Consider the following 23,845-nt stretch of genomic DNA (forward strand, 5'->3'; position numbering starts at 1 on the left):
TAGTCACATCTTTCTTAACATAAAATTTGACAAAAAGAGAAAAGTGTGCAAGATGGCTCAAGGGGGTTCTATGGGGGGACCAATTTGATGAGATAGTTTCCAAGTCTGGCTGATATCATGTAACCTTCGCAGTCCCAACCAAATAGTTTTAACACCGGGTTCACCGTCACCTTTTCTACCTAAAAACCCCCCAAGAGAAGCAATCATTCTGACCGCTTCCCTAAAGGAGGGCGGCTTTTCAGGCGGCGGACTCTTTTTATGAATAGTGGCACACAAAGATTGCCATTCATGTTCTTCCAAAAAACTTTCACAACTCTCCTCTCCGTGTAAGCGTGCTTGATAAGTTAACCAGAGTAATCTCCAGGCTACAATTGAATAGGTAGCTAAAGCCATCTCAATTCTCCGACCCGTTTCTAATTGCAGTTTTTCTAATCCACAACCACTTTTTAAAACAAAATGATAGCGTTCTATCAACCAGCGATAACTATACCAGCGCACGCAGTTTATCGCTGATTCAAAGCTACTAATGTCTAGGCTAGTTAAGAGGAGCCAACTGATAGGATTAACCCCGGGAGGCGGATTTTCTTCTTCAGCTAAAATTACCTGTAATTTGACCGGTTGACGAGGGTTCGCTTTCGAGTGATGGCTAGGTACTTGTATTTCAAAACTGGCAAATCTAACTGTTAGTTTAGCTAGTCTAGCCTCGTGATTAGGATTGCGTTTTACTTGCACATCTAGGCTACCACAGGCTTTGATTTCTCTGATGGATTGATGTAAATATTTAGTCTCTGGATGCCCTGACCTTTGCTTGTCTTCGAGATAGTTAACTTTTCGGTTATGAGTTCCTCGAATTAATAAATGAGAGTTAGGACTTCTTGATTGGGCAAATAAATCAAATATGTCTGCCTCACAATCTCCGATTGTTACTACTTGAACATCTTCGGGTATTTGTTGTTGTGTTTCTGATACAGAATCTAACCATCTTTGACTTTCTTTTTCTTGGGTTTCTCTTTTTTTTCGCTGCTTGGCAATCCCTAAATTCTTTTCTTCTCTTGCCCAAACATATTGATTAATCAGTCCTAAAGGTATTCCTTGCGGTGACACTCCTAAGGTGGTATGAACTTTGAGTCCAAAGGATTTTTTATAATCTAGATAACCCATTCCTTTTTTGGCTTTTTGGGTCGTAAAGTCTAAACTTGTTGTGTCTTGCACTGCCAAAACTATTGGATGTTCTTTGATTCTTTCTACTGTACTTTTGGCCTGGGCGGCAATTATATCTGAGGGGTGAAAATAGGGGGAATTCCAAAAGTCGTAGGTGGCACTCGCTGCGGCTAGATTTCCCGAAGCTTGTGGCACACTTGTACTAGGTTGGCTGGCCAAGTTTTCCACGATACTGATTAACCTTTTCTTTCTTCTGGTGTCCCCTAGGTCTGCATACTGTAATTCTTGGGCTGCCCATTTCTCCATTTTTTTGCTTACCTCCACCTTAATTCCTTCTTTCAAAACTATACCTGTCAATCGTTTCCCCTTTTTTTAAGTTTCTTCTCTTTTTGTTAAGAAAGATCTGACTAATGGATAGCTTGATAAGGGGGGTTTGATCGGGAGCATCTCACCTTTGCAATAAGCATAAATACTTAGTATAAAAATAGGCTTTTCGAGGGTAATTCTTGTTTTAATTCTCCATGTACGCGGTCTTTAAAAGCCTCTATTTCGTTCCAAGACACGATTAAGAGTGGCTTTTAAGCTAAGTATAATTACTCATCGCGTAAGTGAGATGCTCCCGGTTTGATCCCCCTTGCCCCTAGGTTTGATTGTAGGGTTGATTCATGAATCAACCCTACCTTGATAAGGGGAAAACCTAAAACCCGTCTTCAATTTAATTATAACCAGCTACTGATCAGCCAACCTCATCTAGTACATTTGTTCAAAAAAATCGAAAAAGAGAAAAAGGGTAAAAAGGGAAAAAAGAGAAAAAGGGTTACAAAGTCCTCCCAGCACCGCACACCACCCGAAAACCGTAGCTGCGGTTGCTGACGCGGCGGCTGCTGCCGAAGCGGTAAGCGGAACGGCAGCCATACGGATCGTAGTACCAAGAACCGCCCCGCAGAGCTTTTTTTGCCTGATTTTGCTGTTTTTTGCTCTTTTCTTGCCAAGCACTACCATCCCTAGGTGCGCCTTGATAATTTTCCCAGAAGTCATCCTGACACCACTCCCAGACATTGCCGTGCATATCATACAAACCAAAACCATTGGGGGGAAATTGCCCAACGGGGGTGGTTTGCTGGCGATATTCTCCTGCTGGTTCCTTAGCAAAGCGTTGCGTACCATTGTAGTTAGCTAAATTTGAGGTGAGGGTTGCTCCGAAGTGGAAGGGGGTGGTGGTTCCAGCACGACAAGCATACTCCCATTCCGCCTCACTGGGTAGCCGATACTGTTTCTTGGTCATTTTAGAGAGCCTTTGGCAAAATTCTATGGCATCTAACCAAGATACATTTTCAACGGGGTTTGTGCTGCCTTTAAAATACGATGGCTCTGGTTTTAAATCTCGCTCTACTTTTAAATCTTCCCTTTCGGCAATATATAACCATTGAGCTTGGGTAATCGGAGTTTGACTTAGGTAAAACGGAGCGATTTTTACTAAATGTCTGGGGGATTCTCCTTTGAACCAATCCCCCCCCCCGTATTTTTCCCCTAGCCGCGCTATTTCCTCCGCTTCGGTTCCCATCCAAAACTCCCCCGAAGGAATATAGAGCATTTTTAAGCTAGGGGGATTTTCTTCAAAGTAGAAGGCTCTCACGGGTTCCTTGGCGGTAATTTGTCCCGTCTCATCCACAAAAACGGTTTCAGACTTGAACAGGGTTAGGTTAAATTTCTGGGTGATGATTTCTTCTTCTGTGTTATCCAAGACTTCCCTAAACTGGACTGGCATTGTCTCGGCGGTTATTTCTTCGCTTGCCAAAATTTTAAGCTGCTCAGGGGTTAAACGAAGGCGCTGATACAGTTCCCCATCTTCTACGCTGAAATCCTTAAGTCTATCCTTGAGCAGTTGAAACAATATTTCCTCTCCTCGCGTAAGCTCTTTTACCTTAGCTATGGTTACGGTTTTATATTTCCTCAGCCACTTTTCCTCAACCGGTGGGGGTGGAGGTGAGTCAACCATAGATTGCAGCTTTTGGCTAATTTCTTGGTACTTTGCTTCCCCTAGCTTTTGGAAAACCTTAGCAGACACCTTGGCAAAGGCGCGAACTAGATTAGCTGCTTCTTTGCCGAGGAGAACTTGGGGATTGGTAAGAATAAGACCAAAAAAGGTGGTGGTACTCAGGTTGAGTTTTTGGGCGATGTATTCCGAGAGGACAAAAATTACCTCTAAGGCGCGGCTATTCCCTAGTTCAGTGAGCAGAAGCTCTCTGTCCTCATCATCAAATTCAAAATCTAGGCTGTTGGGGGGAGTATGAAAGTTAAATTTACCTCCTTTGTCCCACTTCACTGGTTCCCCTCCTAGATAGACTTTAAGAAAACCGCTAAGGATGACTTCTGCTATGTTTAGGGGGTTAGAGGCGCTTAAAAGTTGGCTTTGGATAAGACGGATGATGGGAAGATTTACCGGGGCTGCGGCTAATTTTTTCAGTAATTCCCAAGCTAGAGGTGAGGCGGTACTAGCGAATAGTTCTAGAGCTTGTTTCCTAGACATCTCCGGAGAAATAGTTGCGGGTATTTCTCTGTTTTGGGGGGATTTTTCTAGTAGTACCCCCGCACAGGTGGCGTTGCTGTCACCACTGACAACGAGCGCCCAAGCTTTTAAGGATGAAGGGGTTAGGGAGATGGTGGGTAGGGGAAAGTAGGTTTTTTGGATTGTTTCTCTGAGAATATGTTGATTTTCCTCTTCGTTCTCAATTTGTAGTAGCAGGGGGATAGAGGTAAATCTCCAGTTTTGTGAAGGTTTCCGGGGGGTTTGGTTGACTAGGGAGACGAACCAACCTCGACTAAGGGCGGTTCTTTCCCACATTGCTTCCGGGAAGGGAGCAGCAATTCTCATTTTGAAAAAAATCAGATAAAATTCTCTTATTTAAATAGAGAACTTGTGTAGAAGCATTATTTTTTGACAGATAATTATCATCCAACGCTGGAGATATACAGGTTTTAAGAACTTTGTCCACGAAAAATCGATTTCAACTCATAAATCTGGATGAAATTCTAACAAAATTTTTAGTTTTTTTATAAACAATTTTCTTTTTCTCCTTCAAGAGTTCTGACATTTTCAACTAGAATTTACTTTTTTAAATGGGACATATTCGGTTAGAATAAATGAGAAAAATTCCGACCAATTCTTAAACCAAATAAATTTTAATAGGGTACGAATATCATTAAAGAAAGAAGTCCTAGTTACTAATAGCTCACGAATCTTTTGATAGGTGTAATTAACTAAATCCAACACGGTATGAAATAAAAAAGCTAGTAAATTTAAAGACAATAAGAACTCGCACAAATGATTCTGACCGTGACCAAAGTTATGCTCTAAATTATAACCGTGATTTTTAAGAACGTTATTGCCTTCATTTTCAACTTTCCATCTGCTACGTCCAGCTTTGACAATTTCTTCGACATTATTTTCCGTGATTTTATGATTAGTTATCCAATTATTTTGGTAGATAGTTTTCTGGGTTTTTTCATTGATAACAGTCACTTCACACCAATTAACTTCGAGACTTGAGTCCCCCTCTCTTAAGGGAACTCTAGAAGCATAACGATAACGATAAATTAGATTTTTTCGTCCATCCCATTGTTTCTTTTCAACGGTCCTAACTTCGCCACTTTTTTCTAAAAATTCTAGCCATTCATATAAAGTTTTATGCGACGTTTCCAAACAAACAAAAATAAAATTATAACCTTGTTTTATCGCTAATTCACAAACAGGTTCGTGAGAATATAAGTCGTCTCCTAAAAGAGTTACAGGATAACCATACTTATTTTTATGATTCCTATTTAACCATCTTTTAACGGCCGCATTTTCACAGTCTTGTTTTTGATGTCCATCTTGTTTTTTAATGAATTCTGGCTCTAAATTAATTACTTGTTTTTGCTTAGGAGAAACTACTATCGGTGTGACACAGCCATGAAAATAAGTTGTAGTTCCATTTCGATGATTACGACAGTTACAATGAGGGCAATTAATTTTCTTGGATGAGAAATATTCTGTGCCATCTAACGCCACTAATATTTCTCCATCTAAGTAGAGAAACTTTTTCAAAACTCCCTTTTCTTTTAACCATTCATAGACTTTTTGAAAAGTCCTAGAGATATTAGATGCTGGCACTGGATCTAGCAAATTTCTTATTTGATTATCCCCAGGAATTTTTTTAATTGAAAATAAACTTTCAGCATTATCTTTTCCCTTATTGCTTTTCATTAAACGTTGATGGTCTAAAAAAGACGGCGACTGAGTAAAAAAGACTGAAAATGCAGCCATCACGGCATCTTTTATCTCATATTTTCTATTATTTCCAGGTTTCCTCTCATCGGGTAAATCATCTAATTCTTGATGTAAAAATTGCATTAATTCCGAAATTTCTAGGGTTGCCGCTTTTTGAGCCATCTTGGAATAATTTGACGTGCTGGTGGATTTCTATCTCACCCATTTTACCTTAGCTGACAATAATTATAAATTTTTATTTCCCTTGAATTCTCTAAGTACCTAAGCAAAATTAATTACACATATCTAACCCCCTCTTGCCTTTTGCCTCTTGCCTTTTGCCTATCTTTACTAGGAAATTAATTTTGCACGACTACTTATTCTAAAAACAGAACTATCTTCCTGATTTAACCCCGTTCGTTCTCAGCCAACCTCTTTGATTGCTTGAGTATTTATACTTAATTTGTCTAGCCAATTGTTTTTTTTATTGTTCGCCTCTTCTAGAAAATAGTTGCTTTGTACTATATTTTCCCTGCCAAAATCGGGGTTAATGCTCTATTTATTTCAAAATGAGAATTGCTGGGAAGGGAGAAAGCAGGGTGACGATTTGGTGTTTTCCCCAGTCCTGAAGAGCTTGGTTATAGCGTCCTTGATACCAGTCTGGGGAAGTACAATCACTGTAGAAGAGGATAAGTCTTTCGCCGCGAGGATGGATGAGATCTTTTGGGTGAATTGAGCAAGTATCGTTAGAGTAGGTACGGATGGCTAAATTTTGCCTGTCTTCGTCCCATCCTATGCGGTAGAGTTTGACATCCCGAAAGGCCCCGATTTGTTCTAGCCAATCGCGGATTTCCCCGGCCATTTCTTTCCAAAAGACCATGGAGGCCCATTCTTCAATCAGTAAAACCACCTCTAGGGAACGGACTTTTTGGGCTTGGTAAACGGGTATTAGGGCTAAACTGCCATCTTTCTTGCCGATGCTATACTCGGCCGATTTCTGTACGGTGCTGTTTAGGTTTATTTGTCTTTGGGTGGCTGAGTCTATCTTTTGGATGAGGGGACGCACTGCCCGCCCTAATTTTAGGGTTTCTCGCCAGAATTTGGCATCGGGGATGCTAATGGGTAGGGTGTCTGCGCCTATCTTCTCCGGCTGTTTTTGTGCTTCTGTCTCGCGTATTAAGGGAACTTCATCGGATGGGGCTGCTGGCTCTTGGGTTTCGTTTTTACTCTCCTGGGGGGGGTTTTTAGCGGGAGGGGTTTCTTCCTTTTCTTCCCTAGGCTCTGGACGGGGTTGGGGTTTTCCTTCCTCTTCTTGGGTGAGAACATACCACCATAAACTATCAGCTATCTGGTAACTGTCTAGGTCCCATCCCCTGCCCTTGACAAAGGTGATAAATTTATCAATCAGTTCTGGTGTGGGAGGGGTTTGGGTCATGTATTGCCTGTGTCGGTGAGGTAGGTAAATAGTAGGTTGGTAAGGGACTTTAATTCTGCACCCGTGGGTTTATTTTCGCCCATGCTCATAAAGACGGCGTTTAAAAGCTGGTCCGTTGCTAGTTCCCCTTTTTCTCGTTTTTTAACATATTCTGCGATCGCGTCTTCTATTTTTTTACTTTCGGGACTGGCTTCTTTATAATCAAAATGGCTTTTTACTATCTTTTTTAGTTCCTCTGGGGTGGGGTCGGGAATTTCTAAGAGCAGACATCTACGTTTAAAGGGTAGGGGAAAATCCCTCTCGCCGTTGCTCGTCATAATCACTATGGGGAACTGGAACTGTTGGCAGCTTACCTTACCTTGGGGGATGGATTCCCATTCACCGTCATGGGTTTGTACTCAGCAATTCTCATTTTGAAATAAATAGAGCATTAACCCCGATTTTGGCAGGGAAAATATAGTACAAAGCAACTATTTTCTAGAAGAGGCGAACAATAAAAAAAACAATTGGCTAGACAAATTAAGTATAAATACTCAAGCAATCAAAGAGGTTGGCTGAGAACGAACGGGGTTAAATCAGGAAGATAGTTCTGTTTTTAGAATAAGTAGTCGTGCAAAATTAATTTCCTAGTAAAGATAGGCAAAAGGCAAGAGGCAAAAGGCAAGAGGGGGTTAGATATGTGTAATTAATTTTGCTTAGGTACTTAGAGAATTCAAGGGAAATAAAAATTTATAATTATTGTCAGCTAAGGTAAAATGGGTGAGATAGAAATCCACCAGCACGTCAAATTATTCCAAGATGGCTCAAAAAGCGGCAACCCTAGAAATTTCGGAATTAATGCAATTTTTACATCAAGAATTAGATGATTTACCCGATGAGAGGAAACCTGGAAATAATAGAAAATATGAGATAAAAGATGCCGTGATGGCTGCATTTTCAGTCTTTTTTACTCAGTCGCCGTCTTTTTTAGACCATCAACGTTTAATGAAAAGCAATAAGGGAAAAGATAATGCTGAAAGTTTATTTTCAATTAAAAAAATTCCTGGGGATAATCAAATAAGAAATTTGCTAGATCCAGTGCCAGCATCTAATATCTCTAGGACTTTTCAAAAAGTCTATGAATGGTTAAAAGAAAAGGGAGTTTTGAAAAAGTTTCTCTACTTAGATGGAGAAATATTAGTGGCGTTAGATGGCACAGAATATTTCTCATCCAAGAAAATTAATTGCCCTCATTGTAACTGTCGTAATCATCGAAATGGAACTACAACTTATTTTCATGGCTGTGTCACACCGATAGTAGTTTCTCCTAAGCAAAAACAAGTAATTAATTTAGAGCCAGAATTCATTAAAAAACAAGATGGACATCAAAAACAAGACTGTGAAAATGCGGCCGTTAAAAGATGGTTAAATAGGAATCATAAAAATAAGTATGGTTATCCTGTAACTCTTTTAGGAGACGACTTATATTCTCACGAACCTGTTTGTGAATTAGCGATAAAACAAGGTTATAATTTTATTTTTGTTTGTTTGGAAACGTCGCATAAAACTTTATATGAATGGCTAGAATTTTTAGAAAAAAGTGGCGAAGTTAGGACCGTTGAAAAGAAACAATGGGATGGACGAAAAAATCTAATTTATCGTTATCGTTATGCTTCTAGAGTTCCCTTAAGAGAGGGGGACTCAAGTCTCGAAGTTAATTGGTGTGAAGTGACTGTTATCAATGAAAAAACCCAGAAAACTATCTACCAAAATAATTGGATAACTAATCATAAAATCACGGAAAATAATGTCGAAGAAATTGTCAAAGCTGGACGTAGCAGATGGAAAGTTGAAAATGAAGGCAATAACGTTCTTAAAAATCACGGTTATAATTTAGAGCATAACTTTGGTCACGGTCAGAATCATTTGTGCGAGTTCTTATTGTCTTTAAATTTACTAGCTTTTTTATTTCATACCGTGTTGGATTTAGTTAATTACACCTATCAAAAGATTCGTGAGCTATTAGTAACTAGGACTTCTTTCTTTAATGATATTCGTACCCTATTAAAATTTATTTGGTTTAAGAATTGGTCGGAATTTTTCTCATTTATTCTAACCGAATATGTCCCATTTAAAAAAGTAAATTCTAGTTGAAAATGTCAGAACTCTTGAAGGAGAAAAAGAAAATTGTTTATAAAAAAACTAAAAATTTTGTTAGAATTTCATCCAGATTTATGAGTTGAAATCGATTTTTCGTGGACAAAGTTCTTAAAACCTGTATATCTCCAGCGTTGGATGATAATTATCTGTCAAAAAATAATGCTTCTACACAAGTTCTCTATTTAAATAAGAGAATTTTATCTGATTTTTTTCAAAATGAGAATTGCTGGTTTGTACTGGTATTGGTTGGTTTTTGGTATCTTTAGCGAGTCGGGAAAGTTCGGTGATTTCAAATCTTCCCTCTTCAAAAAGGTTTAAGAGGTCGTTGGGTAAGTCGATGTCACTTTTATCTATCTCATCGATAAGCAGTACCCGGGGATAATTTCTCGGACAGAGGGCTGTCCCCAAGGGACCCAAGCGGATATACTGCCCTATGTCTTTTTTTTCTTCTAATTGGTAATCTTGCAAACGTGCGATCGCGTCGTAGTAGTATAATCCCTCTTGTAGGGTAGTGCGGGTATTAATTGGCCAGACTAATACTTCTCCTAAGTCTAATTCGTAGGCGATTGCGTAGGCTAGGGAGGTTTTCCCTGTACCCGGTTTCCCTGTGACTAAAATAGGCCGGCGTAGGTGAATGGCTGCGTTTACGGTTTCGATGGTTTTATCGTTAACTATGAGTTGTTTTCCCCGCTCCTCGGATTTGTTGGTGGCGAAGCTTCGCCAAGGTGGGATTTCTGGCCAGGTAATCTTATCCCTTGAGCGTTTTTCATGATTGCCTTGAAAGATTTTCCATGAATTCATAGTTAGTTAACCTAGGTGCTGAGATGTTAAGTAGTGGAAGGGGGGCATCCGATTAGGGTCTTCTAAAAAGCATAATAGATGATGTCCTAGATGTTCTGGTTCATCTTCTAAATTATCTGATGATTGTCGCCTCACCTCTTGAACTTTTGTGGACAATTGATTGATTTGAATACCCTGTAAGAGTGTATTAATTTGTGTTCTGTGAATTGCTTCCTGAGCATGACAGCGCGACCCAACGGCTAAAGGTATTCCATATTTTAAGCTTCTTTTAAAGAATTGCTCTAAATCCTCTTGAGTTGAAGCGCAAAGATTGCTCCATAGAGTTGTTTCTTGGCATAAATAGGACTCGCTGTTAGTAACTGTTTGTGTATCTATAGAATTTGTTGTTAATCTCTCCCATCTACTTTTCCAATTTTTATAAACTGGTTGATTCCGATATCTATTCTCCAATCTCATAAGAGAGCGAACATTAACAAAATATACTCTCTTAAGTTGAGTTAGGCTATCAAAGCAATTGTATTCCCAAGATTCAAAGTTAGTATATAGTAGCTTACCATCGGTGAAAAATTCAATATTTAAGTTTGCACCTCCTCGCTCATGACAATCTTCAATAATTTTTGTTAAAATGTTCGTTATATCTTTTTGGGTATAAACATCTTTGCTAACGCTACTATCTACAGGAAGAGGTATATAATTATTTCCTTGACTTTGAGATATATTTAACTGTAGAAACCACGCAGCAAATTTATATTCAGGGGAAGTATTTACTTGACTTTTACTCTCATCTATTTTGATAATTAGATAGTTGTTAATATTTTCTCGATTGTCAGGTTCTGGATTAATTGCTGGTATCTCTGCTATCCAAGCATTGTAATCTGTGTCAGTAATATTTAATAGTTTCTTTAACTCCTGTATTGTTTGTTCAATGTATGAGCGATTGTAGCTATTAATTCTGCTATCTTGAGTAAGTCTAAAAAGTATTCTTAATAAATCTTTATCATCTCGAATATTTATGATTTTATCGATGATTTCTTCAAAATTAGCATTGTCATTATCTGGCAAGTACGACTTTATGATCCGATTCAGTTCTGATTGTTGTTGTCCAGACAATTTATTTTTAAGCTTTGTAAATATATCAATTTTTGTCTTGCTTTTAACAAAACTATTTTCTACAGAGATACCCTTGTTATCGATAGCATTCCAATGCTCAATTAATGTAATAAAATTGGTCTTTTGAACTTTTATAGGCGTTTTCATAGCTTCTGTGAGAGCTTTAGAAATCAAGGGAAATAATTTTTTATTTGCTTCTTTCCTAAGATTTTCTGAATTTAAGTAATTTTTCTCTGCTATATCATCATAAGTTAAACCTTGACGAAATCCATTTACTAAGATTTTTTGTATATCAGATAATCCCTTATTATCTACTTTTATAACTAACTGCATTACAATGCCCAAAAAATCTGATTCATTCAGATCACTTGGTTTTTTAGACTTAGGTTTTCTATTTCCCATTTGTACTTGTGGTTCTCCTTTTAAGAATACAATTCACAAAATGCTACTTTTAGCTACTTAATGATACTTTGGCAAATTGACTACTAAATGCTACAAAAACCACCTCGACAATTAAAAGGGCTAGAAATAAGCTAAAAGTGTAGTCTAATTCAGAGCTTATGTACATCTCAAACTACCAGATTAAATCACTAACCCAGAGGCTAAAAAATCGCTTGGGGTATGTACCCAAAGAAGCTTGGGTAATTAATCTCGCCATCGAGATAGAAATCTCTCCAAAGCCGTTTTTTAGTGATGGGCAATTAGTCCAGCACTATCGAGAAATCGAACAGCTGCACAGCTAATAAAACCGCCTGAATTTGGTTATTTAACCATTTTCAGGACAGTACAACTTATTTTCTACTGTCATGATACTCAAAAAAACCACCCCAACACAAGCATCGGCTTTAAGGGATAATCCACGCCTAGGGATGCTCCAAATCAGCGATAATCGTCTCGTACAAGCTTTCTTTGACTGGCTAACAGGCTACTACCTTGCTCCTCCTCTCTGGAAAAGCACCCCCTCCTTAGAGCTAATCTATGGCATACTCCAGTATATAGGCGGATTAGCGATCGCTCTTAGCCACTGGCAATTAATCCCCCTAGGATGGGTGTTATCCGTAGCTGGAGCGGCTCAATTGCAGGAAATAGCCCACTTTTGCGCCCACAATGCTTTTTTCCCTCAATATCCCACTTATAACCATCTTTTAGGTTGTTTACTTACCTTAATTACCGGGAAAAAGCCCTTTCCATTGTTCAAAAAAGATCACCTATTAATTCACCACCCGCCGAAAAACCTAGCTACCATGAATGACAAGGGGAACACCCCCTACCTAGTAGAAGAGTTAGGTTTTGAATTTGGGGAAGAAGAGGCCTTCTATTGGCAAAATTTGGGCAAGTTATTACTCTCTCCCAAGTTTTACGGAGAAACCTTCCTTTCTCGTCTGACTAATCTCCTTAAAGCTCCCATTAACTATCAAATAGCTACCCTGATTGTGCTTTTCTTGGCCTCTATTTGTGCGGGTTTAACCCATTCTTGTTTAAGCTGCTTACTCTGGGCGCTATTTACCCAACTCGGAACCTATGCAGCCGCACTCTTGCAACAGCTACCGGAGCATAATTGGGCCTATGAAACCGATGATAATGAGGGAGCGAAATCTCAGGTAATTGGTAAATCTTTTGCTCTATATCTGGGTGCTTACCCTCCGCGCTCAGACCACTGGTTAGAGTGGTTAAAGTGGTCCACGGAATTAGTGGGAGCAGTCTTTATTCGGGTCATCATCCTTCCAGTTAGCCTAGGGGCGCACTGTGTTCACCATGCTACACCAAACGATCACAACTGGGCTAATCAACTATACACCCTAAGAGCTTTTCAGACTGGCTCGGTGAAAGGATGGCAGCGTTATCAATTCCTTGAGGTTTGGGGATACCGAAACGCCTTAAACTACGTCTTTGTCGGTTTTAGTTTAAGGAGAAAAAGCTAAATTAAACTCGGTGTGCAACTATATTTTTACTCTTGATTTACAACAAGGCTTTCAGAAATCAGCAGAGATAAAGTATCCTCTGGAACCCTGATTCTGTCGTTTTTAGTTGCACATCGCGTTAAATTAACCTAATTCTATACTCTCTCGCAAGAGTACAAGAGCGACTATCTCAACAATCTGTTATTTTTCGTGCTGTTCGTAGGCTGAGACGATTTTTTGTACTAAGGGATGACGCACCACATCGGCCCGGGATAGGTAACAAAAAGCGATCCCTTCTACTGATTTGAGGATTTTTTGAGCGGCAATTAACCCCGATTCCTGTTGTTGCGGTAAATCGGTTTGGGTGACATCTCCAGTTACTACCATGCGCGAACCGAATCCCAAGCGTGTTAAGACCATTTTTAACTGTGCTGGGGTGGTATTTTGGGCCTCATCAACGATAACAAAAGCATTAGCTAGGGTTCGTCCCCGCATATAAGCTAAGGGAGCGATTTCGATTTTACCCCGTTCCATCAGGTCGGGAATTTTGGCCGCTTCGATAAATTCGTATAAAGCATCGTAGAGGGGACGCAAAAAAGGATCGACTTTTTGCTGTAAATCCCCCGGGAGAAAGCCTAATTTTTCCCCCGCTTCCACGGCCGGCCGGGTGAGGATAATCCGTTCTACTTTATCTTCTAATAGAGCTTGTACGGCTAAAACGGCGGCTAAAAAGGTTTTCCCCGTGCCGGCAGGTCCAATACAAAAGGTGATATCGTGACTTTGAATCGCTTGGATATATTGACGCTGACGGAAGGTTTTTGCCCGAATTAGCTCCCCGCGACGGGTACGAGCGAGAATATCCTGCTGTAGTTCTTTATACTCGCTAGAACGCCCCGTATCGAGGGCATGGATAGCCGTCATAATATCGGCTTCGGCGATTAACTTGGCCTCTTGCCATAAAATATTTAAGGAGCGCACAATCGCTGTGGCGCGCTCCACCGGGGTTGGTTGCCCCGCAATCCGCAATTCCATCCCTCGGAGGACTAAATTCGCCCCAGTTTGCTTGGCTATCAATTTGAGGTTAGTTTCTTGATGACCCGCTAAAGCGATCGCACTTTCTGAACTGGGGAATTGAATCGTTTGCCAAGTTTCCGTCATGCTTGGGGCTAAATTATCCTTTGGCTGTTTCTACCACTTTAGCAAAAGCGACGGGATCGAGGACAGCTAATTGGGCTAACATTTTCCGGTTGAGGAGAATATTAGCTTTCTTTAATTGTCCGGTCAGTTGGCTGTAACTGATGCCCTGTTGACGAGCAGCGGCATTAATGCGGGTAATCCAAAGACGACGAAAATCGCGTTTACGTTTGCGACGGTCTCTATAGGCATTCCGCAAGGCCTTCATTACCTGTTGGTTAGCGGTACGGAATAAGCGCGAGTGAGAACCGCGAAAACCTTTGGCTAATTTGAGAACTTTTTTGCGTCGCTTGCGGGCGACATTCCCCCGTTTTACTCTAGACATGATAATCCTTTAGACAATTTTTCTGGAAAACTTACAAATAGGGCAACATTAAGCGCACTTCCTTCTCGTCGCGCTCGTCCACTAGGGTAATCTGGGACAAACGACGGCGCTTGCGTTCGGCACTTTTATGATCGAGTAGGTGATTTTTGAAGGCTTTGCGACGTTTGATTTTTTTGCCGCTTCCCGTGGCCTCGAATCGTTTGGCCGCCGCCTTTCGCGTTTTTAGCTTGGGCATAAACTCCGTTTTGTTAAATCGACACAATCACTAATACTATCACAAATAAAGGACTTTGGGCAAGGAGTGGCCAAAAGATTCCCAGCTTATCCCGACTTTGGCCAGGTCTGTGGGTAGGAATTAAATCAATCGGGAATTTTCCCCTTCCTCTCGATCGAATCGCTAAGATGTGGATGAAGTCTCGTGTTAACACGCATCTGGAGAAGTCATGGCTAAAACCTTACTAGAACAATTACGCCAATTTACAGTGGTTGTTGCCGATACCGGCGATATCCAAGCGATCGAAGCTTTTACTCCCCAAGATACCACTACTAACCCCTCCCTGATCACGGCTGCGGCCCAAATGCCCCAATATCAGCCGATTGTCGATCAAACTCTGCAAGCGGCCAGAAAAGAATTAGGAGAACAGGCCACCCCGGAAGATGTGGCCAAATTAGCTTTCGATCGCCTAGCGATCAGTTTTGGACTACAAATCCTGCAAATCGTCCCTGGCCGCGTCTCCACCGAAGTGGATGCTCGTCTTTCCTACGATACCCAAGCTACTATCGACAAGGCCCGTTATTTGATTTCCCAGTATGAACAAACGGGGATATCTAGAGAAAGAGTCTTAATTAAAATTGCCTCAACTTGGGAAGGGATTAAAGCCGCAGAAGTCCTCGAAAAAGAGGGAATTCACTGTAATTTAACCCTATTATTCGGTTTTCATCAGGCGATCGCCTGTGCGGAAGCGGGAGTAACCTTAATTTCTCCCTTTGTCGGTCGGATTCTCGATTGGTATAAAAAAGAAACTGGTAAAGACTACGTTGGCGCTGAAGATCCCGGAGTCCAATCCGTTACCCAGATCTATAACTACTATAAAAAGTTTGGTTATAAAACCGAAGTTATGGGGGCAAGTTTCCGCAATATCGGTGAAATTTGCGAGTTAGCTGGTTGTGATCTTTTAACCATTTCTCCGAAACTGCTCGAACAATTACAAGAGACAGAAGCCGATTTACCCCGTAAGCTCGATCCAGCATTGGCTGCAACCCTTGATATTGTCAAAATTACCGTGGATAAAGCGACTTTTGAGAAAATGCACGCCGAAGATGCCATGGCTTCTGAAAAACTAGCGGAAGGTATTCAAGGTTTTACCAAAGCTTTAGAATTATTGGAACAATTGCTGATTCAACGTTTAACCCAGTTGGAAGGTCAGTCAACCCTAGAACACGCCGCCGAAGATATTTTCCGAGTCTATGATCATGATGGGGATGGTTTCATCACCCGGGAAGAATGGGCGGGAACCGATGCGGTATTCGATGCGATCGATATTAACCATGATGGGAAAATTTCTCCCGATGAGATCGCTGTCGGTTTAGGTGCGGCTTTTCGTTTAGTGGAAGCATAGAATTGGTTGTGAGTTGAAGGAACCAGCATCAGTCCCCACCCGCACTCACCCCTACCAGTGGGGAAAGTGTAGGGAGTGGGGAGTTTTTTACTGTTCACTGGTAACTGATCACTGACCACTGATCACTGATTAAGCTGTCTCTTGGGCAGCGGCTAATTCCTCCAGTTTTCCCTGTTGATCCTTGGCGATACAGGATTGGATCACCTCTTCGATGTCGCCGTCTAAAATGCGATCGAGGGAAAAATTCTGATTTAAGCGATGATCGGTGAGACGATTATCCTTATAGTTATAGGTGCGAATTTTTTCCGAACGGGAACCGGTTCCCACCTGAGAGCGCCGCATGGAACTGACCGCTTCCTGTTGTTCCTGTAACTTTATATCGTACAGTTTCGCCCGGAGAATCTGCATAGCTCGTTCCCGGTTTTGCAATTGCGATCGCTCTTCGGTGCAGAAAACCCGGATTCCCGTGGGTTTATGGATTAAATCGACGGCAGTTTCCACTTTATTGACATTTTGACCGCCTGCACCCCCGGATCTAGCCGTGGTTAACTCAATATCCTTGGGATCGATATGCACTTCCACATCGTCCACTTCTGGCATAATCGCTACGGTAGCGGTGGAAGTGTGAACGCGACCACTTGCTTCTGTCAGAGGAACCCGCTGCACCCGATGGACTCCCGCCTCAAATTTCAGCTTACTATAGACGTTATCGCCTTTAATCTCTAAAATTGCCTCTTTAAATCCTCCCATATCCGCCGGAGATTCACTCAAAAGGCTAACTTTCCAGTTTTGAGTTTCGGCATACTTTGAGTACAAACGCACTAAATCTCCCGCCCAAATACTGGCTTCATCACCGCCAGTGCCGGCGCGAATTTCTAGCATGATATTCTTTTCATCGAGAGGATCCCGGGGCAGCAGTAGAATGGTTAATTGGTCTTCCAAAGTGGCGATTTTTTCCTCTAATTCTGCCACTTCTAGGGCGGCGATTTCCCGTAATTCGGGATCGCTGGCGGATTCTTTGAAGATTTGTTTCGCACCGATTAAATCCTCTTGACTTTTTTGCCAAATTTCGTAGGTGTTGACCGTTTCCTCTAGGGAAGCGCGAGATTTGGCTAGACGATGCAATTCACCCGGATTACTGGTGACATCGGGATCTGCTAGACGACGGGTTAATTCTGTGTAGGTCTGTTCTACAGATTGCAGTTTGTTGAGTAAATAACTTTCAGCCATGATCGATAGCCACAAATAGGGGTAAACGGGGTTAATTTGAAGATAACCCGCAAATTCTTTGGATTAGAAGCGTCTGACAGATAATAGAGACGCAATCCTTTTAATTGTCTTAATTTTCTTTGTCTGGAGTTCTGCGAGCTAGGAAAAATCCCGCTCAACTGCTGACAGTCAGTCAGTTTTGCTAATACTTAGAAATATTTTTAGGCCAGCAAGCGGCAAGGGAAGACATTTTTTTCTTAACCAGATTATTCCTATATCTGAAAGTATCATTTTTTGGACGGTTTGAGCAAGTAATCTTAAATTCTGTTTAAAAGCAGGGAAGTGGGGAATTGGGGTGTGGGGTGTGGGGTGTGGGGTAGTGGGGTAGTGGGGTGTGGGGTGTGGGGAGTTTTCTCAGTGAACTGATCACTGATAACTGATAACTGATAACTGATAACTGATCACTGATCACTGAATGCTAAACCTTTCGGAAAGGGGGACAAAAAATGCTAGGATTGCCACAGCACAGAGAAAAGTGAAAGAAAGGAATATAACTTTACATGGAAGAGTTTGACAAGTCAATATCCTTTGATGGCAGGGATATTCGACTAAAAATAGGGCTTTTAGCCCCCCAAGCTGGCGGTAGTGTTCTGATCCAATCGGGAGAAACGGCGGTTTTAGTGACAGCAACCACAGCCAAAGCCAGAGAAGGAGTAGATTTCCTGCCCTTAACCGTTGATTACGAAGAAAGATTATATGCCGCCGGGCGCATCCCGGGAGGATTTTTGCGTCGTGAAGGTCGTCCCCCAGAAAAAGCAATTCTGACCGGTCGTTTGATCGATCGCCCCCTGCGGCCCCTATTCCCCAGTTGGCTACGGGATGATATTCAGGTGGTCGCTACGACCCTCTCGATGGATGAGGAAGTCCCCCCGGATGTTTTGGCCGTTACCGGGGCTTCTGTGGCGGTTTTGTTGGCGGGGATTCCCTTCCAAGGGCCGATGGCAGCGGTGCGCGTCGGTTTACTGGGGGATGAATTTATCATCAATCCCACCTACAAGGAAATCCATAACGGAGAATTGGATCTAGTGGTGGCCGGTAGTCCCGAAGGGGTGGTGATGATCGAAGCGGGAGCCAATCAGTTACCGGAACGGGATATTATTGAGGCGATCGATTTTGGTTATGAAGCAGTGCGCGACCTGATCACCGCTCAACGGGAATTGATCGATCAGTTGGGTATTCCCCTCGTCACCCGAGAAGCGCCGGTAGTAAACGAAACCGTGCATAATTTCCTGAAAGAACAAGCTAAAGAGGAAATTAAACAGATTCTCGGCCAGTTTACCCTCAGCAAAACCGAACGGGATGAGAAATTAGAGGCGATCGAAAATCGGATCAAGGAAACTATAACCGCTCTCCCCGATGAAGATACCTTAAAATCTCCAACGTTGGAAGAACCGAAGTTAATCGGTAATCTCTTTAAGGATCTGACCAAAAAACTGATGCGGGCCCAAATTATCGAGGATGGGGTGCGGGTTGATGGTCGTAAACTGGACGAAGTACGGCCGATTTCTTGCCGGGTGGGAGTTTTACCCCGTCGGGTTCACGGTAGCGGTTTGTTTAATCGCGGTTTAACCCAGGTGCTTTCGATCGCCACCCTTGGCACCCCCGGTGATGCTCAGGATTTGGGGGACGACCTCCATCCCGAAGACGAAAAACGCTATCTTCATCACTACAATTTTCCACCCTTTTCCGTCGGTGAAACCCGTCCCATGCGTTCTCCCGGCCGTCGAGAAATCGGTCACGGTGCTTTAGCGGAAAGGGCGATCGTACCTGTCCTTCCCCCCCAAGAGGAATTTCCCTATGTGCTGCGGGTGGTGTCGGAAGTCCTCTCTTCTAATGGTTCCACCTCCATGGGTTCCGTGTGCGGTTCTACCCTAGCGCTGATGGATGCCGGTGTTCCCCTGAAAAAACCCGTTAGCGGTGCGGCCATGGGTTTAATTAAAGAAGGGGAAGAAGTGCGGATTTTGACCGATATCCAGGGTATCGAGGATTTTCTGGGAGATATGGACTTTAAGGTGGCTGGTACTGATTCTGGCATCACCGCTCTCCAGATGGATATGAAAATCCCCGGTTTAACCATGGAAGTGGTGGCCAAGGCGATCGAACAAGCTTTACCGGCCCGCAAACATATCCTCGAGAAGATGTTAGCGACCCTAGAAAAACCCCGCACGGAATTATCTCCCCACGCACCCCGGTTATTGACGATCAAGATCGATCCGGATCTGATCGGGTTAGTCATCGGGCCAGGTGGTAAGACGGTTAAAGGGATTACTGAACAGACCGGCACGAAAATCGACATCGATGACGATGGGACTGTCACCATTTCCTCTACCGATGGGGAACAGGCCGAAAAAGCTAAACGACTGATCTACAATATGACCCGCAAACTTAATGAGGGTGAGGTCTATCTCGGTCGCGTGACTCGCATTATCCAAATCGGCGCTTTTGTGGAAGTTTTGCCGGGGAAAGAGGGAATGATCCATATTTCCCAATTGGCCGAGGGACGCGTCGGTAAGGTGGAAGATGAAGTGGCCGTAGGGGATGAGGTGTTAGTTAAGGTACGCGAGATCGATAGTAAAGGTCGTCTCAATCTCACCCGTCTCGGTATTCATCCCGATGAGGCTGCCGCTGCCCGTAAGGCTGCTACTGTAGTCTAGGTGAATTTTTTGTTCATGGTTAACTCTCGATCGCTCGATCGAGAGTTTTTATTTTATCGCTAAAATTACCTAAAAACGGCAATAGAGACGCAAAAAACACGCCTCTATCCCGGTATTTTCCCTAGATATTGTTTCTGACTACCAGCTAGACTTGACCACACCGGGTAAGAGTCCTTGGTGGGCCCATTCGCGTAAAACGTTGCGGGATAAACCAAAATCGCGATAGTATCCTCTCGGTCTGCCGGTCGTTAAACAACGGTTGCGGTGACGACTAGGTGCGCTATTGCGGGGTAATTCCTGTAATTTTTGGTGAATTGCCAGTTTTTCTTCAAAATCTTCGGCGGTGCGGAATTGTTCTTTTAGTTCCGCTCTTTTAACTTCGTATTTTTGTCTGAGACGAGCGCGTTTTTTCTCGCGTTCTACCATCGATTTTTTTGCCATGGGGTTTCTCGAAAAAGATTTAACCTGTAAAGACAGCATCTTTCATTATAATACTAAATCCGTTGAGTAACGCACAGAAAACGGGTTTCTCCGAGAAACCCGTTTTCTACTCATGCACTCATGCAAAAAGGGGAATGAATAATCAGTCTTTAATAACCAGATTTAGTATAACTTTAATCTCTCCTTGGCTATCAGACGATAATTCTGCCCGCTTCCTAACACTGGTGACAAAGGTGACATTTGTTGATATTAATTCTTAAAGTCCTAGTTGAAAATTTTCTATGTCTGAACCGCCTCAATTGCTCCAACAACGTCTTTTTTATCAAGGTCGCGTCTTTCAATTTGAAGTCTCGAAACTGCGTTTACCTAACGGTGTCGAGGGAGAATGGGAATGTGTGCGTCATCCGGGGGGTGCTTTAGCAGTTCCAATCACCAAGGAAGGTCAATTAGTTTTAGTACGTCAGTATCGATTTAGTTTGCAAGCTCGAATTTTGGAATTTCCCGCCGGAACGATTGATGAAGGAGAAGACCCTGCTACGACGGTAAAACGAGAATTAGAGGAAGAAGCGGGCTATCGGGCGCATAATTGGCAATCTTTGGGTAAATTTGCCCTGGCACCGGGTTATTCCGATGAATATATCTATGCTTTTCTGGCCCGGGATCTGGAAAAATTAAGCTTGCCCCCCGCTCAAGATGCCGATGAAGATATAGAAGTGGTTTTTATGAGTTTTGAGGAAATGGAATCAGCGATCGCCCGGGGAGAATCGATCGATGCTAAAACTATTACTAGCTTCTATCTGGCCCGTTTAGCTCTTAATTAATCTTTTCAATCACCGCTTGTCCTAGTTGAATCAACTCAAAACCGATAAAAAGGCTTAAAATCACAGTGACAGCCTGATTAAGTAGGGGTATATTGCCTTTGCCTAGAACAGAAGCGACGAATTTGACCACAACTAAAACGAGAGCGCTAACAATGGCGATTTTGACGGCTATCATAGATTAATTTTTCCTCACGGTTAACCGAATTATACTATTTCCAGACTTTTTCTGGCTAGTTTCATCTTGGGTTTGATACAAAATTTAGCATTTTGGTGGAGAGCGCTCCTGTCATTGCCAAAAATGCCCAGGTTTTTGTTAAGAATTGTAAAATGTAGTTAGATTTATTTACTCATAAGGGGATTCATGTCTAACCAAGAATCGATTTTTCTATTCCCTCAAAAACCAGTGTATTCCTCCCTATTCAAGTCTATTTTAGCGATAATATCAGTTATCTTAATTATGTTAGCAGTGATCGGCGGGCTAATGATGGTCAGTTTATCATTATGTTCGCCAGAAGACAATATTTATCGATTACTCCTTGGCTTAGTAGAAGATTTTTTTAACCCCTTTGCTTGGATCAAAGTTCCCACAGTTGCTCATAGCTATCAATTATTATTACCCACGGTTATCCTGCTAATTTTTACGCAGTTAATCATGTTCTTGTCTCCGCGTCCGCAAGTTTGGTCAAGATTAGTCATTATTTCTATCACTCTCGCTATCACCCTGCGCTATCTACTCTGGAGGATTCTGGAAACTTTAAATCTTTCTACTCCTCTCAATGGCTTTTTTAGTTTACTGCTTTTAGGCGTTGAGATGATAGTTTTAAGTGGTAGCATAATTCAGTTAGTTTTAGCCTTAACCACAAAAGATAGACGCAAAGAAGCTGATTTTTATAGCCAAGCGGTAATCGATAAACAGTATTTGCCCACGGTAGATATTCTGATTCCCACCTATAATGAGCCAGCCTTCATCTTAAAAAGAACTATTATCGGTTGTCAAGCCCTTAATTATCCCCATAAAAATATTTATATTCTCGATGATACCCAGAGGCCAGAAATTCATAAATTGGCAGAAGAATTAAATTGTCATTATCTGACTCGTGAGGATAGAAAAAATGCTAAAGCAGGTAATTTAAACCATGCTCTCAAACAAACCCAAGGGGAATTAGTGGTGGTTTTTGATGCAGATTTTATTCCTTGTCAGAACTTCCTAGAAAGAACTGTTGGCTGGTTTCAAAACCCTAAAATTGCCTTAGTGCAAACTCCCCAAAGCTTTTATAATGCCGATCCTATCGCTCATAACTTAGGTTTAGAAAATATCGTTACTCCCGACGAAGAATTATTTTATCGTCATATCGAACCAGCTAAAGATGGGGTGGGTAGTCCTGTTTGTGCTGGCACTTCTTTTATTGTCAGGAGAAAAGCCTTAGAGGAAGTGGGCTACTTTAATATAGAATCTATTAGTGAAGATTATTTCACTGGGATTGCTATATCTGCCAAAGGTTATGAAGTTATTTACTTAAATGAAAAACTCAGTGCTGGTTTATCTGCTGAAAGTTTATCAGCTTATTTACGGCAAAGATTGCGCTGGGCAAGGGGAACTTTACAGGCCTTTTTTATCAAAGCTAATCCCCTAAAAATTGCGGGACTAACCCTACCCCAAAGATTGGCACACTTAGAAGGAATATTATCTTGGTTTTCTCCCTTAGCTCGTTTATTTTCTCTGCTTATTCCTCTCCTTTATACCTTTGGTTATATAGTACCTTTGAACATTACTATCGATGAGACAATCTATATCTTTTTACCCTACATGATGCTGCAGTTAGCCACTTATCACTGGTTAAATTCTCGCTCGCGCTCAATTGTTTTTTCTGAAGTATTATCGATGATTATTTGTGTACCTACATCCCTAACAGTTCTCCATGTTCTTTGGAAACCCTTTGACAAAGGATTTCAGGTGACACCGAAGGGACTTGCTCGCCAAAATTATCAATATAATTGGCACTTATCCTACCCATTGCTGTTTTTTATCACTATTACCTTAATTAGTATTTTCTTTAATTTACACCATCACAATTATCAAGAAAGTCCCCTAAATTTTGGCTTGATTTTAGCTATATATAACGTGGTTATTATCATGACTGCTCTGGTGGCTTTATTGGAAGCTCCCCTCACCCTAGAAACTGAATACCAACTGCTGGAATCTCCTGTTAACTTGATCACAGAAGCGAATATAATTGTACAGGGCAATTTAAAAAAACTTTCGGAAATAGGAGCAGAAATTCACCTAAGGGAACCCATCTACTCAGAAAAGTTACTCCTAGATATTTTAGGAGAAGATTTGCGCTTATCCGCTCATCTAGTCAATCTAGAAAAACGAGGCAAAATCTGGCAAGCGACCCTTAAATTCCAGCCACTTACCCTATCAGAGCAGAGAAAGCTAATTACTTTTTTATTCTGTCGTCCCCAGCGCTGGCAACCGAAAAATACGGCAGGAGAATTACAATCTTTTTGGTTGTTAATTATCAGCTTTTTTCGGGGGATAGGCTTAATTTGGCAGGCAATTTTGAATCGAAAAACAGCCCTTTAGTTAAGTCAAAAGTCGAAAATACTTAAGTAGCTGGTTATAATTAAATTAAAAATAGATTTTAGGTTCGATCCCCCCTGCCCCCCTTGATAAGGGGGTATCCATCTTCAATTTAATTATGACCAGCTACTTGTTATTATAA

General features: G+C 41.7%; 15 protein-coding genes and 6 pseudogenes. 7 read left to right on the forward strand and 14 right to left on the reverse strand.

The window, feature by feature from the left end:
* Positions 1-57: 57 nt before the first annotated feature.
* From ACE3JL_RS07205 to ACE3JL_RS07225, 5 genes and pseudogenes are all read right to left on the reverse strand, one after another.
* Positions 58-1,467 carry an IS4 family transposase gene (locus ACE3JL_RS07205; RefSeq protein ID WP_375329566.1) on the reverse strand — a complete coding sequence of 470 codons (1,410 nt, stop codon included), beginning with the start codon at positions 1,465-1,467 and terminating at the stop codon, positions 58-60.
* A 511-nt stretch (positions 1,468-1,978) separates the two neighbouring features.
* Positions 1,979-4,030 (reverse strand): annotated as a pseudogene (locus ACE3JL_RS07210) (SUMF1/EgtB/PvdO family nonheme iron enzyme); the annotation flags it as partial.
* A 314-nt stretch (positions 4,031-4,344) separates the two neighbouring features.
* Positions 4,345-5,593: pseudogene (locus ACE3JL_RS07215) on the reverse strand (ISNCY family transposase).
* 397 nt (positions 5,594-5,990) lie between these two features.
* Positions 5,991-6,845: pseudogene (locus ACE3JL_RS07220) on the reverse strand (formylglycine-generating enzyme family protein); the annotation flags it as partial.
* Positions 6,842-7,243, reverse strand: a pseudogene (locus ACE3JL_RS07225) (MoxR family ATPase); the annotation flags it as partial. The pseudogenes ACE3JL_RS07220 and ACE3JL_RS07225, both read right to left, overlap by 4 nt.
* Positions 7,244-7,643: 400 nt before the next feature.
* Between ACE3JL_RS07225 and ACE3JL_RS07230 the strand changes: the two are divergent.
* Positions 7,644-8,892: pseudogene (locus tag ACE3JL_RS07230) on the forward strand (ISNCY family transposase).
* 302 nt (positions 8,893-9,194) lie between these two features.
* On the opposite strand, the pseudogene ACE3JL_RS07235 reads toward ACE3JL_RS07230, so the two are convergent.
* Together ACE3JL_RS07235 and ACE3JL_RS07240 are read right to left on the reverse strand one after the other, a co-directional pair.
* Positions 9,195-9,785, reverse strand: a pseudogene (locus ACE3JL_RS07235) (AAA family ATPase); the annotation flags it as partial.
* 6 nt (positions 9,786-9,791) lie between these two features.
* A complete protein-coding gene (locus ACE3JL_RS07240) occupies positions 9,792-11,297 on the reverse strand; it encodes a hypothetical protein (RefSeq protein ID WP_375329173.1) in 1,506 nt (501 codons plus the stop codon).
* 158 nt (positions 11,298-11,455) lie between these two features.
* Here ACE3JL_RS07240 and ACE3JL_RS07245 point away from each other — a divergent pair, with 158 nt between their 5' ends.
* Together ACE3JL_RS07245 and ACE3JL_RS07250 are read left to right on the forward strand one after the other, a co-directional pair.
* Complete coding sequence (locus ACE3JL_RS07245) at positions 11,456-11,638, forward strand: hypothetical protein (protein WP_036400907.1); 183 nt, start codon at positions 11,456-11,458, stop codon at positions 11,636-11,638.
* 63 nt (positions 11,639-11,701) lie between these two features.
* Positions 11,702-12,817, forward strand: coding sequence for a fatty acid desaturase (locus ACE3JL_RS07250; protein WP_375329174.1), 1,116 nt, complete (start codon positions 11,702-11,704; stop codon positions 12,815-12,817).
* Between the two features lie 180 nt (positions 12,818-12,997).
* Here the strand turns inward: ACE3JL_RS07250 and ACE3JL_RS07255 are convergent, their stop codons facing one another.
* Genes ACE3JL_RS07255 through rpmI form a run of 3 tightly spaced genes read right to left on the reverse strand, consistent with a single transcriptional unit; the run spans position 12,998 to position 14,550 of the window.
* On the reverse strand, positions 12,998-13,954 hold the full coding sequence (locus ACE3JL_RS07255; protein WP_375329175.1) for a PhoH family protein: 957 nt from the start codon (positions 13,952-13,954) through the stop codon (positions 12,998-13,000).
* Positions 13,955-13,967: 13 nt separating this feature from the next.
* Positions 13,968-14,315 (reverse strand): 50S ribosomal protein L20, encoded by a 348-nt coding sequence (gene rplT / locus ACE3JL_RS07260; RefSeq protein ID WP_002739593.1) that lies wholly within the window; start codon positions 14,313-14,315, stop codon positions 13,968-13,970.
* 31 nt (positions 14,316-14,346) lie between these two features.
* The gene (gene rpmI, locus ACE3JL_RS07265) at positions 14,347-14,550 is read right to left on the reverse strand and encodes a 50S ribosomal protein L35 (protein WP_002740108.1); all 204 of its coding nucleotides are present in this window, start codon (positions 14,548-14,550) and stop codon (positions 14,347-14,349) included.
* Between the two features lie 208 nt (positions 14,551-14,758).
* On the opposite strand from rpmI, the gene ACE3JL_RS07270 reads away from it, so the two are divergent.
* A complete protein-coding gene (locus tag ACE3JL_RS07270; protein ID WP_271988973.1) occupies positions 14,759-15,934 on the forward strand; it encodes a transaldolase in 1,176 nt (391 codons plus the stop codon).
* Between the two features lie 129 nt (positions 15,935-16,063).
* On the opposite strand, the gene prfA is transcribed toward ACE3JL_RS07270, so the two are convergent.
* On the reverse strand, positions 16,064-17,164 hold the full coding sequence (prfA, locus tag ACE3JL_RS07275; RefSeq protein WP_375329176.1) for a peptide chain release factor 1: 1,101 nt from the start codon (positions 17,162-17,164) through the stop codon (positions 16,064-16,066).
* A complete protein-coding gene (locus ACE3JL_RS07280) occupies positions 17,125-17,322 on the reverse strand; it encodes a hypothetical protein (RefSeq protein WP_375329177.1) in 198 nt (65 codons plus the stop codon). The genes prfA and ACE3JL_RS07280 overlap by 40 nt, the downstream gene beginning before the upstream one ends.
* A gap of 381 nt (positions 17,323-17,703) precedes the next feature.
* On the opposite strand from ACE3JL_RS07280, the gene ACE3JL_RS07285 reads away from it, so the two are divergent.
* Positions 17,704-19,857 carry a polyribonucleotide nucleotidyltransferase gene (locus tag ACE3JL_RS07285; protein WP_271988682.1) on the forward strand — a complete coding sequence of 718 codons (2,154 nt, stop codon included), beginning with the start codon at positions 17,704-17,706 and terminating at the stop codon, positions 19,855-19,857.
* Positions 19,858-19,995: 138 nt separating this feature from the next.
* Here ACE3JL_RS07285 and rpsN read toward each other — a convergent pair whose 3' ends face one another.
* Complete coding sequence (gene rpsN, locus ACE3JL_RS07290) at positions 19,996-20,298, reverse strand: 30S ribosomal protein S14 (protein ID WP_271988681.1); 303 nt, start codon at positions 20,296-20,298, stop codon at positions 19,996-19,998.
* Positions 20,299-20,579: 281 nt separating this feature from the next.
* On the opposite strand from rpsN, the gene ACE3JL_RS07295 reads away from it, so the two are divergent.
* Positions 20,580-21,119, forward strand: a complete 540-nt coding sequence (locus ACE3JL_RS07295; RefSeq protein WP_375329178.1) for an NUDIX hydrolase — start codon at positions 20,580-20,582, stop codon at positions 21,117-21,119.
* Here the strand turns inward: ACE3JL_RS07295 and ACE3JL_RS07300 are convergent.
* Positions 21,112-21,294 carry a hypothetical protein gene (locus ACE3JL_RS07300; RefSeq protein WP_002743955.1) on the reverse strand — a complete coding sequence of 61 codons (183 nt, stop codon included), beginning with the start codon at positions 21,292-21,294 and terminating at the stop codon, positions 21,112-21,114. The genes ACE3JL_RS07295 and ACE3JL_RS07300 overlap by 8 nt on opposite strands.
* 186 nt (positions 21,295-21,480) lie before the next feature.
* Between ACE3JL_RS07300 and ACE3JL_RS07305 the strand changes: the two genes are divergently transcribed.
* The gene (locus tag ACE3JL_RS07305) at positions 21,481-23,706 is read left to right on the forward strand and encodes a glycosyltransferase (RefSeq protein WP_375329179.1); all 2,226 of its coding nucleotides are present in this window, start codon (positions 21,481-21,483) and stop codon (positions 23,704-23,706) included.
* Positions 23,707-23,845: the final 139 nt, after the last annotated feature.

This window comes from Microcystis sp. BLCC-F210, assembly GCF_042134685.1.
Lineage (GTDB): Bacteria > Cyanobacteriota > Cyanobacteriia > Cyanobacteriales > Microcystaceae > Microcystis > Microcystis aeruginosa_D.